Annotated in this window: 9 protein-coding genes; 6 read left to right on the forward strand and 3 right to left on the reverse strand. The window is 69.8% G+C overall.

What is annotated here, in order from left to right; translation table 11 throughout:
* Positions 1–109: 109 nt before the first annotated feature.
* Together CYFUS_RS32675 and CYFUS_RS32680 are read right to left on the reverse strand one after the other, a co-directional pair.
* Complete coding sequence (locus tag CYFUS_RS32675; protein ID WP_095988782.1) at positions 110–1,702, reverse strand: glycoside hydrolase family 57 protein; 1,593 nt, start codon at positions 1,700–1,702, stop codon at positions 110–112.
* 10 nt (positions 1,703–1,712) lie between these two features.
* On the reverse strand, positions 1,713–3,386 hold the full coding sequence (locus tag CYFUS_RS32680) for a DUF4912 domain-containing protein (protein ID WP_157758791.1): 1,674 nt from the start codon (positions 3,384–3,386) through the stop codon (positions 1,713–1,715).
* A gap of 153 nt (positions 3,387–3,539) precedes the next feature.
* Here CYFUS_RS32680 and CYFUS_RS32685 point away from each other — a divergent pair, with 153 nt between their 5' ends.
* Together CYFUS_RS32685 and CYFUS_RS32690 are read left to right on the forward strand one after the other, a co-directional pair.
* Complete coding sequence (locus tag CYFUS_RS32685) at positions 3,540–5,849, forward strand: glycosyltransferase (protein WP_095988784.1); 2,310 nt, start codon at positions 3,540–3,542, stop codon at positions 5,847–5,849.
* Positions 5,850–5,979: 130 nt separating this feature from the next.
* On the forward strand, positions 5,980–9,981 hold the full coding sequence (locus CYFUS_RS32690; RefSeq protein WP_095988785.1) for a response regulator: 4,002 nt from the start codon (positions 5,980–5,982) through the stop codon (positions 9,979–9,981).
* Between the two features lie 58 nt (positions 9,982–10,039).
* On the opposite strand, the gene CYFUS_RS32695 is transcribed toward CYFUS_RS32690, so the two are convergent.
* On the reverse strand, positions 10,040–10,261 hold the full coding sequence (locus tag CYFUS_RS32695; protein ID WP_095988786.1) for a hypothetical protein: 222 nt from the start codon (positions 10,259–10,261) through the stop codon (positions 10,040–10,042).
* 186 nt (positions 10,262–10,447) lie between these two features.
* Here CYFUS_RS32695 and CYFUS_RS32700 point away from each other — a divergent pair, with 186 nt between their 5' ends.
* From CYFUS_RS32700 to CYFUS_RS32715, 4 genes are all read left to right on the forward strand, one after another.
* Positions 10,448–11,395: an AAA family ATPase gene (locus CYFUS_RS32700; RefSeq protein WP_095988787.1), complete on the forward strand. Its 948-nt coding sequence runs from the start codon at positions 10,448–10,450 to the stop codon at positions 11,393–11,395.
* A 154-nt stretch (positions 11,396–11,549) separates the two neighbouring features.
* Positions 11,550–12,497 (forward strand): branched-chain amino acid transaminase, encoded by a 948-nt coding sequence (locus tag CYFUS_RS32705; RefSeq protein WP_095988788.1) that lies wholly within the window; start codon positions 11,550–11,552, stop codon positions 12,495–12,497.
* Between the two features lie 72 nt (positions 12,498–12,569).
* Positions 12,570–13,904, forward strand: a complete 1,335-nt coding sequence (locus CYFUS_RS32710; RefSeq protein ID WP_095988789.1) for an AAA family ATPase — start codon at positions 12,570–12,572, stop codon at positions 13,902–13,904.
* Between the two features lie 134 nt (positions 13,905–14,038).
* The gene (locus CYFUS_RS32715) at positions 14,039–14,875 is read left to right on the forward strand and encodes a Fic family protein (RefSeq protein ID WP_095988790.1); all 837 of its coding nucleotides are present in this window, start codon (positions 14,039–14,041) and stop codon (positions 14,873–14,875) included.
* Positions 14,876–15,035: the final 160 nt, after the last annotated feature.

A 15,035-nucleotide genomic window follows, 5' to 3' on the forward strand; every position in this document is an offset into this window, starting at 1 on the left:
GCAGCGAAGCAAGGCGCAAGCGCCCTGTCCGTGCGACATAACAACGCGGGCGTCCCCCTCTTCCCCGAAAGCAACGGGGACGAGCGGGCGGTGCCCGGGACCGGATGTCTCACTCTGGACGGTAGACGCGATAATCGATTTCAGGAAACACGGTGCTCGTCGCCTCGAACCGGGTGAGTTGCTCCTCGTCGATACGGCCCGCGCGCAACTGCTCGTGCAGGCGAAGGAAGCGCAGCACGTGCTCCCGGGTACGGCGCACCGCGTAGTCCACCATGGTCCCCGTCTTCATGATGAAGGCCCAGTCCGAGGACTGCGCGAGCAGCAACTCGCGCGCGGCCTGGTTGAGGGCCCGCCGCTGCAGCGTGGGCGAGTCGTCCGGGAAGTCCTTCGCCAGGGCGATCATCTGCCGGGCGCAGTGGTGGAGGTGGCGGTAGATCCAATCGTTGGAGCCATCCAGCCACATGGTCGCATAGCCCCCCGCTCCCCAGGAGCACAGGGGCGGCGTGGCCACCTGGTTCTCCGGATGCGCGGCGAGATCGTCCGAGGGCGTCACCAGCGAGAACGTCTTCTGCTCCTGCGCCACCTTGCGCAGCAGCGCCTCGAGGAACCAGGGCCCCTCGAACCACCAGTGGCCGAAGAGTTCCGCGTCGTAGGGCGCCACCACCACCGGCTTGCGTCCGCGCACCTTGTCCGCGAGCCACTCGAACTGCTTCTCCCGGTTGAAGAGGAAGTTGCCCGCGTGGACGTGCGCCCGCTCGCGCGCGAGGTCCGGATCGTACGGCTGCTTGTCCTGCGTCTTGCCGGTGATGCGGTAGTACTTGAAGCCCGTGTTCTTGCGGTCTCCCGTGGGCTGGACGTAGGGCCGGACGTAGTCCAGTTCCAGGTCCCAGCCGATGTCCCGGTAGAACTCGCGGTAGTGGGGATCGCCGGGGTAGCCGCGCTCGGCGCTCCACACCTGCTGGCTGCTCTCCGGATCACGCGCGTACGCGGCCACGCCCGCCTCGGTGTAGATGGGCGCGAAGGGGCCATGCAGCGGCCGGGGCGTCGCGTCCGTGAGGCCGTGGGTGTCCACGAAGAAGTAGCGGATGCGCTCGGCCGCGAGGAACTTCTCCACTCCGGGGAAGTAGCCACACTCGGCGAGCCAGATGCCCGGCGCGTCCCGCCCGAAGGTGAGCCGATAGTGGCTGGCGGCCACGGAGATCTGCGCGCGCACCGCCTCGGGGGTCTGCTGCATCAGCGGCAGGAAGCCGTGCGTGGCGTTGCAGGCGATGATCTCCAGGTGCCCCGCGTCCTGGAGCCGGCGGAAGGCGCTCACCAGGTCGCGCTTGTAGCGCTCGTGGAAGGCCTGGCGCAGTGACTCGAAGTGGTCGCGGTGGAAGCGGGCGAGCCGGCCGAAGACGGGATCGTTCCGGGTGCGATGCACCTCGCGCGCGCCCAGCTCGCACAGATGATCCAGGCGCCGGGCGTAGCGGCTCATGAGCAGCTCGTCACGCAACATGGTGACGAGCGTGGGCGTGAGCGTGAGCGTCAACCGGAAGGGGACGTCCTCCTCCGCCAGCCGATCGAAGGTGAGAAGCAGCGGGAGGTACGTCTCGGAGATGGCCTCGTAGAGCCAGTCCTCCTCCAGGAAGTTCTCGTACTCGGGATGGCGCACGAATGGCAGGTGCGCGTGCAGCACGAGCGCCAGGGAGCCAATGCTCATGTTCTCTCCCTCACCACCCCGGACCCGAGGAGCCCGCCGGTCCGCTCGACCATACCCACAGTCCGGCGACGCCAGGAGAACTCCCTGGGCCGGGGCCCTGCTCCGAGGAGCCCGCCGGCCCGCTCGACCACACCCACTGCCCGGCGGCCCCGGGCGGACCCGCCAGCCCCTGTTCCGAAGCCGCCGGCCCGTAGACCCACATCCATTGCACGACCCCTTCCCCTCGCCGCGACGCGCCCGGCACCTGCTCCGAGGAGCCCGCGGGCCCGTGCGAGCCAATCCACTGAACGACTCCTTCGCGCGCACGCGGCACGCCCGACGCCTGCTCCGAGGAGCCCACGGGCCCCTGGGACACGAACCCGTGCGCGAAAGGCCCGACAAGCCCTCGGGAGTCACCACCCGCCACGGGAACTCCCATCGCCCGGGCCCCCTGCTCCGAGGAACCCGACGGCCCGGCCGAGTCCAGCCAGCGCTCGGAAGATCCTCCGGGCCCGAGCGACCACACCCAACGCTCCAGAGGAGCGGTCTCGGGCCCCGTCGGCCCTGGCGCCTCACCGGAGGGGCTCTCGACGGGCCCCGGCACACCCATGCGCCCTTCCGACGAGGAGCCCTCGGCGCGCGGGACGTGCAGATACCCCGGAGTGGGAGCACCCTGCTCGCCAGGAGGCGCCGCGCGCGACGGAACGCGGGGCTCGAGACGCTCGGCGCTTCCCGGCAGGAGCACACGGCTCCAGGTGATGTAGTCGTGCGCCTGGTCGGGCTCGAGCCGGAGGGACACGGAGCCGGGACGAGGCTCGGCGCACCAGGCGGCGGGAGACGGCATCCGCAGGAAGCGCACCGAGGTGTCCGCGGAAGGCCCCGCTGGAGGCAGGAAGACACGGTTGGAGGAGTGTCCGATGCGGCGCGAATGGCCATCCCGGCCGACGAAGTGCAGCTCCACCCGGTAGGGCCGGCCCGCGGGGAGCCCGCCGATGTAGAAGCTCCGTGACTCGAGCGCGACGTCGACGGCGCCGAGCAAGGTGTCCTGAGCATCGTACAGCCGCATCACGGCCCGTGGGTACTCCAGCCCCTGCGCGGCGCGCTCCCGGGTGGTGGCCTTGAAGTCCCAGAACACGAAGAGCGTGTGGGGATCCCGGGGCAGCAACACGACGGTGTCGTCCGCGTAGTCCGTTGGCAGCGAGCCGAGCGACCCGTTGGAGATCAGCCCGCCTGGCGCATCGGGAGGCGGCGCGTTCGACGCCCCGGTGACGGTGCGCGCCACGAAGAAGCCCTCCACGAGCGGCTCGGCGGAGGTCCTCACGGGCTCGGGAGGCGGGGCCGGCGCGGGCGGAGCGGGGGGCGCCGGTGGAGCCGAGGCCTCCGGTGGAGTGGAAGACGCGGGCGGCTCGGGGGCCCGGGTCTCTCCGGGGGACACGTCCGGAGAGGGAGTGGCCTCGAAGGGAATGGCCTCGAGTGGCGCCTCCTCCGCTTCCGCCTCCGCCCGGGTCTGGGGCCTGGGTGGCTGGGACTCGGAGTCACCCGAGGGGGTCCCGGTGGAGCCGGGAGCCCGCTCGCGCAGCCCCATGAGGGTGACGAGCTCGTCCACGCGCGTCACCAGTGCGCCGAGCAGGCCCTTGCGCGCCTTGAGCCTTTCCACCCCACGCCCCCACTGCGCGTGCGCGAACTCCCGGAGGTGTTCCACCATGATGCTCTTGCGGTCGGCCATAAGCGGACCTGGGCTTAGGGCCGGCGCAAACCCGGGTCAACGGACGATTTCGAGACTGTTCGTGGGGATACCTCGCGGGGTGGCGAGGGACGGTGACAAGGCGGGAGCGGGCTTTGTATTCTCCGGCCCGCCTTGAGTGATCTGCCCAGACTCCTGCTGTGCAGCTTCGACGTCATCCCCGGCCCGTCGGGTTCCTCGCGCCGGCTGACCGAGTATTTGAAGGCACTGCCCGATCGGTTCTCGGTGGTGGTGCTCTCGGTCAAGACGCCGGATCACACCCATATCGAGAAGTACGAGAACGCGCGTCTGCTCCGGGTGCCCGTGGGCTCGGGAGACCTGGCCTCGCGCATCCAGGCATTCGAGCGCGCCGTGCGACGCCAGTTGGAGAGCGAGGAGTACGCCCTCGCCCACTTCACCGATCCCTTCGGCGGCTACGCCCTGTGCGAACTCAAGGGGGACTACGGCTACCGGCTCGTCTACGAGGCGCAGAGCTTCCCCTCGCAGGAGCTGCGCTACACGCATCCGCAGTTGGAGGGAGACCGCAAGTTCCTCTCCAAGATCCGGCGCCAGGAGCTGTTCTGCCTGATGAACGTGGATCGGGTCATCACCGGCTCGGCCACCACGAGCCACTTCATCCAATCCCTGGGCGTGCCGAGCGAGTCGGTGCACGTGGTGCGCGCCCCCGTGGATCTGGGGCCCTATGAGCCCGAGGCGCTCGGCGTGCCCGACGGCGCCCCCATGCGGCTCATGTACCTGGGCAGTCAGGTCTCCTGGCAGGGCCTCGCCGGGCTGCTGCGGGGACTCGCGCTCGCGGTGCGCGAGGTGGACGTGCGGCTGTCGATCGTCGGCCCCCGCCACCCCGACTGGCAGCCCCACCTGGAGGATCTCGTCGCCGAGCTCGACCTCAAGCAGCACGTCGAGTTCCAGCCCGCCGTCGGCCATGACAACCTGTCCAAGGTGCTCACCCTCGCGGACGTGGGGGTGGTGCCGCTCGACGACGTGGACCGCAACCGCGTCCAGGGCGGCGCGCTCGCCAAGGTGTCCGAGTACCTCGCCGCGGGCCGGCCCGTGCTCGCCGCGGACCTGCCCCTCACGCGCGAGCTCGTCCCCGCCGCCGCGGGGGTCTTCTACCCGCCCGGAGATGCCCAGGCGCTCGCCGAGCAGCTCATCGCCCTCGCCCGCGACGTGCCCCGGCGCCTGTCGCTCGGTGAGCACGCCCGGGCCTTCGCCAGCAAGTCGCTCGACGCGGGGCTCATCCGCGGCCAGCTCCTGGACATCTATGACGCGCTGCTCGGCAAGGACGCCACGGTACGCGCGAGTACCGGCGAGCGGCAGGGCGAGCCCATGCTCACGGCCGTCACCGGCACCCCCACCAACCGCGTCCTCGGCATGATGGGCACGGTGAGCGCCGAGGCCGCCCCCGAGCCCGCCCCTCCCGCCGCCAAGGCCGCCGAGCCCGAAGGACCGGCCCCCCACACCCAGGATACGGATCCCGGACAAGGACCTCCGGCGCTGGATGATCCGCCCGTCGTCGTGGGCCAGGCCCTGCAGACCGAGGACGGCCTCGATACCCGGCTCGTCAAGACCGAGCCCGACACCCGCCGTCCCGAGGGCCCGCCCGTGGTGATGGGTCTCCCCCTGCGTGATCCCCCCGCCGCCGCTCAGGAGCAGGCCCTGACCGAGCAGCAGGTGCGACCTCCAGCGCCACCCCCGATCCCGGCACCTCCCCCGATTCCGGCTCCAGCCCCGATTCCGGCTCCAGCCCCGGCTCCAGCCGCCGTCACGGCTCCGCCCCCCGTCCCGGCGCCCCCGCCCATTCCCAGCCGGCCCTCCCTGGGTCCGCGCCCCGTGCCCCCCGAGCTGCGCCGCACCACGCCCCCCGAGGCGCGCCGCGCGGTGGCCCCGGAGCCCGAGCCGCTCCGACCTCCCGCCCTGCCCTCCCGACCGTCCGTGGAGATCCCGACGCCCGCGCGCGGCACGCTCATCATTCCGCCACTGCCTCCCCGGGCCACCCGGCCGCCCAGTAGCTCGCGGCCCAGCGAGCCCCCCGTGCTCATGCCGGTGCCCGCGCCCCCGGCTCCCGCGCCCCCCGTCCTCCAGCCCGTCGCCGAGGAGGAGCCCGAGGAACTCTCCTCCTCCCATGCCGAGATGCTCTCGGAAGAAGAGGAGGCCTCGCCCACGCCCCGCCAGGCCCACCCGCTGGAGGAGCCCGAGGAGATCAGCAGCGAGGAAATCCAGGAGACCGAGGCGCCCCCGCGCCAGCCGCCCGAGTCGCGGCTCAACCCGTGGTTCGCCCAGCTCGCCCACGGCTACTGCCCGCCCGAGGGCACCCACTTCGCCCGGCACACCCCGCCCACCACCTTCCCCGGCCGGGACGAGCTGCCCGCCCCCACGGCCGCCCCCCCCAAGCTCCAGGGTGGCGCGCGCGGCAAACCCTCATAAAGATTCAGATCTTCCCTGCGACCCGTGTGCCAAGCAACCAAGCGTGGAAGGGGAACTTTCCAAGGCTTGCTGGCCGGGTCTAGGATGTGCCGGTTTTCATTGAACTTTTTGCCTGGAAAAAAAAGAGCTCATGGAGCGTCGCGTCCTCATTGTTGAAAGCCAGAATGACTTCGCCCTGAGCATGGCCACCGTGCTCAAGAGCGCGGGTTATCAAACGGCCATGGCGGCCACTGCCGCCGATGCTCAGCGGGAGATGGAGAAGCGGCGTCCGGATCTCATCGTGGTCCGCGCCGAGCTGCCGGACCAGTCGGGCTTTTCCCTCTGTGGGCAGATCAAGAAGGGCAAGTGGGGGCAGAACATGCGGGTGCTCCTGCTCTCCTCGGACACGGGAGCGGACGGACTCCAGCAGCACCGCCAGACGCCGGGCGCCGCGGACGGCTACCTCTCCATCCCCTTCGAGATGGGCGAGCTCGCGTCGATGAGCGTGGACATCATGCCGCCGGGCGAGTCCGAGCAGGATGCCGCACCGCGTGACGGCGCGCCCGCCATGCCTCCGCCGCTCAAGGGCGCCCCCACCCCCGCGGGCGCTCCGCCCCGGCTGCCCAAGCGCGAGCGCCGCAGCGCCATCACCGAGGAGGATCGCACCTTCCTCGAGCGCGCCTTCCAGTCCATCGCCGACCGCAAGGCCGAGCTGCTCGCCGAGTCGCGTCAGCTCCGGCGCCCGCCGCCCCGGCGCGACCTGATGGGCACGCCCGAGGGCAAGGTGCAGCTGTTGCGCGATGAGCTGAAGGTGCGCGAGGCGCAGATCGCCCGGCTGTCCGAGGTGTGGAACGTGCGCGAGCGCGAGCTGCTCTCGGTCGAGGACCGCCTCCACGAGAAGGACGTGGAGCTGCAGGGCCTGAAGATGCAGGTGGATGATCTGCTGCGCCGCTTCAACGAGGCCCAGCAGGGCATGCTCCAGAAGGAGCGCGAGCACGGCGCGACCGTGGACGACCTGCTCCTGCAGAAGTTCTCCGCGGAGAAGGATCTCATCGAGGTCGTCGCCTCCAAGGAAAAGGACATCAACGTCCTGCGCCGCTCGGTGACCAACCTCGAGGACGAGCTGTCGCGTCGCGGGGGCGAGCTGAGCAACCTGCGCGACGAGTACGAGAAGCTCGAGAAGCACCTGAACATCGTCACCCTCGAGTTCGAGGTGAAGGAGCAGGGGCTCACCACGACGGTGCAGGCGCACGAGGCCGAGCTCGGCCGCCGCCAGCAGCGCATCGAGGAGGTGGAAGGCGAGCTGGCGCGCACCATCGGCGAGCGCGATCAGCGCTACTCCGAGCTCACCGGGGAGATCCAGGCGCTGCAGGAGCGGCTGGCCCAGACCGAGCAGGAGCGCGACACGTCCGTGCGCACCCTGGAGGCGCGCGCCCTCGCCGCCGAGCAGCATGGCGCCCAGGCGGACGCGGAGATCCAGCGCATCTCCGCCGAGCGCGCCGAGCTCGAGGCGAGGCTCAACGAGCAGATCTCCGGCCTCTCCGCGGACCTGGCGCGCACCACCGCCGAGCGCGAGCAGCTCCAGCTCGACAAGGACGCCGAGGAGCAGCTGCTCAACCAGCGCCTGGAGGAGCGCGACGCGAAGGTCGCCACGCTCGAGACCGAGCTGCAGGAGACGATCGCCCGCAACGAGAACCACGAGGCGGAGCTCAACGCCAACATCCAGCAGCAGATGGAGCGCATCGGCGAGCTGGAAGGCGAGGTCGAGGCCGCCAAGGCGCACCTGGCCGATCGCGAGCACGAGCTGACGGCCGAGCTGGAGGCGCTCACCCTGGCTCGCAACGAGCTGGAAGCCGCCAAGGCCGCCATGGAGGCGGACTTCACCGGCCAGGTGCAGGCGCTCCAGGAGACCGTCGCCGAGCGCGACGCCGACCTCGCCACCCTGCGCGGTGAGCTGGACGCCACCACCCAGGCGCTGAACGAGACGCAGGCCCGGCTGGCCACCACCGAGGAGACGCTCTCCACCACGCGCGGCGAGCTGGACGCCACCTCGCAGACGCTGCGCGAGACCCAGTCCACCCTCACCGACACCGAGGACAAGCTCGCGCAGGCCGAGGAGACGCTCCTCACCACGCGCGGCGAGCTGGACGCCACCACCCAGGCCCTCTCCGAGACGCAGAACACCCTCGCCACCACCCAGGACACCCTGGCCCGGACCGAGGAGACGCTCCTCACCACGCGCGGCGAGCTGGACGCCACCACCCAGACGCTCACCAGCACCCAGTCCACCCTCACCGATACCCAGGACAAGCTCGCGCAGGCCGAGGAGACGCTCCTCACCACGCGCGGCGAGCTGGACGCCACCACCCAGGCCCTCTCCGAGACCCAGAACACCCTCGCGGCCACCCAGGAGACCCTCGCCCAGACCGAGGAGTCGCTCTCCGCCACGCGCGGCGAGCTGGACGCCACCACCCAGGCGTTCACCGAGACCCAGGGCCAGCTCGACCAGACCCGCGACGAGCTCGCCCAGACCGTGCAGGCGCGCGCCGAGCGCGAGGCCGAGCTGATCGCCGCGAACAAGGAGATCGCCCGCGTCAACGGCCTGCTCCAGGAGACCGAGGCCCTCAAGCAAGCCATGGAGGAAGAGCTGTCCGAACAGCTCGGCCTCACGCGCGCCGAGCTGGCCGAGACCCAGGGCAACCTCTCCGCCACGCGCGAGGCGCTCGCCGGGGAACAGGCCGCCCACGTGCAGACCCAGCATCAGGCGGCCAGCGTCCAGGCCGACCTGGAGGCCCAGCTCGCCCAGGCGCGCGATCAAGGCCAGGAACTCGAGGAGCAGCTCTTCCTCGTCAAGCAGGAGCTGGGCAGCCGCGTCTCCGAGGTCACCCAGCTCGGCTCGCAGCTCGCGCAGGCCGAGGGGGAGCGCAACGACCTGCAGGAGCGGCTCGACACGCTCACCGCCGAGTCGCAGCGCCGCATCGACATCCTCGAGCAGGACTCCGAGCGCAAGAACCAGGAGCTGTCCGACTCCCTCCAGAAGCTCAGCGGTCTGACGCAGGAGCGCGAGCGTCTGCGCGGCGAGGTGGCCGCCCGCTCCGAGCAGCTCAAGCAGCAGGAGGAGCGCCGCCAGCACGAGGCGGAGCACGCGCGCCGTGCCCAGGAAGAGCTGTCCCGCCAGCTCGCCGGCCTCAACTCGGAGCTGGAGGCCCTGCGCAAGCAGCTCGCCGCCCGTGACGAGCAACTGCGCGCCGCGGCCGCCGCCCAGTCCAAGCTCCAGTCCGAGCGCGAGGGCGTCGCGACCAACCTCTCCGCGGCCCACGCCCAGGCCCAGGCCCTCCAGCAGGCCCAGGCCCAGGAGCGCGCCGAGGCGAAGCGTGCCCAGGAGGAGCTGAGCGCGAAGCTGTCGCGCTCCGAGGCCCGCGTGGCCCAGCTCGGCCAGGAAGCCCAGGCCCGCGCCGCCGAGGCCGAGGAGCGCGTCAAGGAGGCCCAGGCCCAGCTCGCCGCCCGCGCCAAGCGGGTCCAGGAGATGGAGCTCGCGGTGGAGAACGCCGCGGGTGCCAGGACGCGCGTGGAGAAGGAGCTCAACGCGAAGCTGGCCACCGCCGAGACCAAGGCCACCGACGCCGCCACCAAGCTCGCCACCGCCCTCAAGGAGCGCAAGGAGCTGGAGGCCAAACAGCAGAAGGAGCTCGAGGATCTCGCCGTCCGTCAGAAGGCGGAGCTGGAGCGCCGCGAGGCGCTCAAGGCCCAGGAGATCGCGCGTCTGCAGCAGTCCGTGCAGGAGAAGAGCAAGGCCCTCAAGGTCGCCGAGCTGGAGCTGGCCCGCTTCAAGACGAAGGGCGCCGCCGCCCCCAACACGGTGAAGCCGGCCGCCACCAGGCCCCCGGTGGAGGACGACGACTCGCTGCTGGCCACCCAGCAGGCCGTTCCCACCATCGCTCCCGCGGCGCCCCGGGTCGCCCCCGCTGCTCGTCCTGGCGCCAAGCCCGCCGCGGGTGCCACCGCGAAGCGTCCCGCCCCGGCTCCGGCGCCCTCGCGCGCCGATGACGAGAGCGCCCCCGAGCGCACCATGATCATGCCGGTACCCGGCGCCGCGGCCGCCGCCGAGGACGAAGCCGACTGGACGTCGCTCGTGGACGAGCTGGACAAGTAGCTCCGGCCGTTGGGAGCGCGGGGCCTCCGGGTCCCGCGCTCACCCGCGCGGCGCACGTCTACAGCGCGGCGCGCGCCTGCTGCACCAGCTCCTTGAGGTGCACCGTGGCCAGCACGTCCCGGAACGACACCGGCACGCCGCTCGCCAGCGACTCCTGCTGCGCCTGCCGCCAGTGCTCCCACATCGTCCGGGTCGCGAGGTAGGACACGAGCAGCAGGAAGGCCCCTGGCACCAGGGTCACCACCGCCACCAGCATCATCCGCCACACCCAGGACATCATCACGGCCTCCGTCGCTCGACCTTCGACGGTTTCCCATGCACGTGACGTGCCCATCATGGGAAAAAATATTCCACAGTCATTCCAACCGTTTGGCCTGGTCGGCTGTGTCGCCTGGGCAGCGGCGAGGCAGGCACTCTGGCATTTTTGCCGCAGTCGTCTGAAAGTTCTTCGACTAATTTGACAGGTGTGAGCCTCCCCTCCCCTCCGACTGACACCCACACGCTGCGCGGCGTGGAAGACGCGGCGACGCGGCTCGAGCAGGTGGGCTACCTGGCCTCGTCGGAGATCGCCACGGCGAGCTTCCTGGCGGACCGGCTGGCCAAACCCATCCTGGTGGAGGGCCCGGCGGGGGTGGGCAAGACGGAGCTGGCGCGGGCGCTCGCGCGAGCCCTGGGGCGCGAGTTCATCCGCCTGCAGTGCTACGAGGGGCTGGACGAGACCAAGGCGCTCTACGAGTGGGAGTACGCCAAGCAGCTGCTCTACACCCAGTTGCTCAAGGACAAGATTGGCGAGCTGGTCCAGGGCGCGCGCACGCTGGGCGAGGCGGCCGAGCGGCTGGCGACGAGCGACGCGGTGTTCTTCTCCGAGCGCTTCCTGCTGCCGCGGCCGGTGCTCCAGGCGCTGCGCTCGGAGCGGCCGGCGCTGCTGCTGGTGGATGAGATCGACAAGGCGGATCCGGAGTTCGAGGCCTTCCTGCTGGAGGTGCTGTCGGACAACGCGGTGACGATTCCGGAGCTGGGCACCCTGGCGGCGCGCCATGTGCCGCGGGTGGTGCTCACGTCGAACAACGCGCGGGAGCTGTCGGACGCGCTCAAGCGGCGCTGCCTGCACCTGCACATCGGCTTTCCGGACCGCGAGCGCGAGCTGCGCATCATCCGCCAGCGCCTGCCCGAGGTGTCCCAGACGCTCGCCGCCCAGGTGGTGGAGGCGGTGGCGGCGCTGCGCGAGCTGGACTTGAAGAAGTCGCCCTCCATCAGCGAGACGCTCGACTGGGTGCGCGGGCTCGCCCTGCTCAACGCGGAGGTGCTGTCGGCGGAGTGGGTGGCGGCGACGTTGAACCTGGTGCTCAAGCACGAAGCGGACCTCGAGAAGGCCCGGGAGCAGCTCGCGCGCATCGCCCAGGCCACCGGGTAGACCTGAACCTGCGTCCCCAGGGCCGGCCCCTGGCGCGGCTCCCGCCTCGGGTGCTTCGTGCCTCCGCCCCACAGATGCTTTGACTTGAAAATCCCGCCCGCGAAGAATGCCGCCGCGTCAGCCCTTCCCTCCGTCCCAAAGGATTTCCCCCACGATGAGTTCCACTTCCTCCAGTGTGCTGCGCTCCGACCAGATCTGGCTCGACGGCAAGATGGTCAAATGGGACGAGGGCCAGGTGCACGTCATGACCCACGCCCTGCACTACGGGCTGGGGTGCTTCGAGGGCATCCGCGCCTACCGCACGCATGACGGCCGGCTGGCCATCTTCCGCCTGCAGGAGCACGTGGATCGGCTGTTCGACTCGGCGCACATCTGCATGATGAAGATGCCCTTCACGCGCGAGCAGGTCTCCGAGGCATGCGTGGAGCTGTTGCGCGCGCAGAAGGAGCAGTTCGCCAATGGCGCCTACCTGCGCCCCATCGTCTTCATGGGCGATGGCGCCATGGGCCTGGGCGCCATCAACCCCACCCGCGTGGCTGTCACCGCCTGGGACTGGGGCGCGTACCTCGGCGACAAGGGCATCCGCGAGGGCATCCGCGCCAAGGTGAGCTCCTTCACCCGCATGCACGTCAACGTGAACATGGTGCGCGGGAAGATCACCGGCCAGTACGTCAACTCCATCCTCGCCAAGCGCGAGGCGGTGCTCGGCGGCTATGACGAGGCCATCCTCCTGGACATCAGCGGCTTCGTCGCCGAGGCCTCCGGCGAGAACCTCTTCCTCGTCAACAAGAAGGGCATCATCAAGACGCCCCCCCTCTCCTCCCCCATCCTCGACGGCATCACCCGCGACTCGGTGCTGAGGATCCTCCGCGACTCGGGCCGCGAGGTGGAGGAGGTCACCGTCACCCGCGACGCCCTCTACATCTGCAACGAGGTCTTCTTCACCGGCACCGCCGCGGAGATCACCCCCGTGCGCGAGGTGGACAACCGCACCGTGGGCACCGGCAAGCCCGGCCCCATCACCCAGTACGTCCAGGAGACGTACTTCCGCACCGTCCGGGGCCTGGAGCCGCGCTACTCGCACTGGCTCACCTACATTTGAGTCGCCTGGCGACCAGGGGGCCACGTCGGGAGACGTGCCCCAGGGGGGGCCATTAGGCTAAAAGAGGAACCGATGCGTCCCGAGTACGCCGATCCACCCAATCCCTTCAACCTGGAAAACCCCGCCATCCTCGACATCGCTCCGCCGGAGCCGAAGTCGCTGGAGGAGACGGGGTTGAAGATGGGTCTGCTGTCGGACATCGCCCTGCGCTACCTGTACTACCAGGGGACGGCCACGGGCATGGACATCGCCCAGGAGCTGCGCCTGCCCTGGCCGGACGTGATGGAACGCGTGGTGGACTTCCTCGCCACCGAGAAGCTGGTGGACCTGCGGGGTGGCAAGGGCTTTGGCCGCGCCTCGGTGGACTTCGTGCTCAGCGAGCGGGGCCGGGAGTACGCGCGCGGCGCCATCGAGCGCAGCACCTACGTGGGCCCCGCCCCCGTGCCCATCGAGCAGTACAACGCCCTCATCACCGCGCAGACCGAGGAGAGCCCCGTCATCAGCCGCGAGGACCTGGTGATGGGCCTGTCGCACCTCACCGTGTCCGCGGACCTGATGGACAAGCTGGGTCCGGCGGTGAACTCCGGCCGCTCGCTCTTTCTCTATGGCCCTCCGGGCAATGGCAAGACGAGCCTCGCGGAGGCCATCAGCCGCATGTTCGGCGGCGAGGTCTTCATCCCCCACTGTCTGGAGATCGACAACCAGATCATCAAGGTCTTCGACGCCCTCAACCACACCCCCGTCCACCTCGAGTCCGAGCGCGACGCGGCCGGACGGCGGCAGACCTTCGAGATGGATCACCGCTGGCAGTTGTGTCGACGCCCGGCGGTGGTGGTGGGCGGCGAGCTGACGCTCGAGACGTTGGATCTCATCTACTCGCCCACCGCGCGCTTCTACGAGGCGCCCTTCCAGGTGAAGGCCAACGGCGGGATGCTGCTCATCGACGACTTCGGCCGCCAGAAGGTCCACCCCACGGACCTGCTCAACCGGTGGATCGTCCCCCTGGAGAAGCGGGTGGACTTCCTCACCCTGCACACGGGCAAGAAGTTCGAGATCCCCTTCGATCAGCTGCTCGTCTTCTCCACCAACCTGGACCCCAAGGAGCTGGTGGACGACGCCTTCCTGCGGCGAATCAAATACAAGATCGAGGTGGGCAATCCCGACGAGGAGGTCTACCGGGAGATCTTCGCCCAGGTGTGCCAGGCGGCCGGCATTCCCTACGTGGACCAGGCGGTCACCTACCTGTTCGAGCACTACTACCGGCCGCGCAACATGCAGATGCGCGCCTGCCACCCGAGAGACCTGGTGCAACTCATCCGGGACGCCGCCCGCTACCGGCAGATTCCCCCGGCCCTCTCCAAGGACTTGTTGGACCAGGCGTGTGAAGTCTTCCTCGTCAGCCTGTAGGCCCACGGTGTCGTCGTTGTCCTAACCCCCTGGAATTTCTACAATCCTGTGCCCGTTTCATCGCCCGGCCGGGCCCTGTCGGTCCCGGTCCGCCGGTATATAATAGTGAGCCGGTGTGAAGGAGCGTCACGTCCGTGAAGGAACGCTACCAAGAGATTGACGAGAAGAACGAAGCGCTGCGCGACTACCTTGGCATCTACAAGGACAAGGGTCGCGAGTTCCTGGAGCGCTTCGAGATGTCGTGGATCTACCATGACGCGGCGCTCGAGGGGACGGTGTACACCCAGCAGGAGCTGGTCTCGGCGCTCTTCCCCGAGCGCGCCACCATGGATCCCGCGATGATCCCGGTGGTGCTCGAGGTGCGCAACCACAAGGCCGCGTGCGACTACCTGCGCGAGGAAGCCGCCGCCACGGGCAAGAAGCAGGCGCAGATCACCCTCACCACCATCAAGCGCATCCACGATCTGCTCTGCGGCAACACGCCCGAGGCCCTGGCCACGCGCGCCACCATCGAGCGGCGGGATCGCACCGAGAAGGAGCTCGCCAAGGAGCGCGAGCGCAGCGGCTACCGCAAGGACATGCCCCTGCACCGCACGTACTTCCACGAGATCGCCCAGCCGGCGAAGATCCAGCCCGGGCTGGAGAAGCTCGTGGACTACACGGGCAGCGCCGAGTTCCGTGAGTTCCACCCCATCAAGCAGGCGGCGGTGGTGCAGCACCGCTTCATGCAGGTGTTCCCCTTCACGGAGAACAGCGGCAAGGTGGGGCGGATGCTCACCAACCTCGTGCTGCTGCGCCACGGCTACATGCCGGCGATCATCCACTCCATCGATCGCCAGCGCTACTACGAGTCCCTGCGCGGCGCGGAAGGCCTGTTCCGCACGCTGCTCATGGATGCCATCGAGAACTCGCTCGACAACGGCATCAAGTATTTCAAGGACATGGCCCGGCGCTACAAGGCGATCAACTAGGCGGCGACACGGGATGGTGGACAGGGAAGCACTCGGGCCCCCGCCCGGGGGCTTCCCCGTGAAGGCGCGGCGCGCCGTCAACATTCTTGGAGGAGCGCGGCTCCTTTTCGATCCTCCTCGAATCGCCACGCCCGAGCGAGCCAACTGCGAGTAAACACCC

This window comes from Cystobacter fuscus (assembly GCF_002305875.1).
In the GTDB taxonomy this organism is placed as follows: domain Bacteria; phylum Myxococcota; class Myxococcia; order Myxococcales; family Myxococcaceae; genus Cystobacter; species Cystobacter fuscus_A.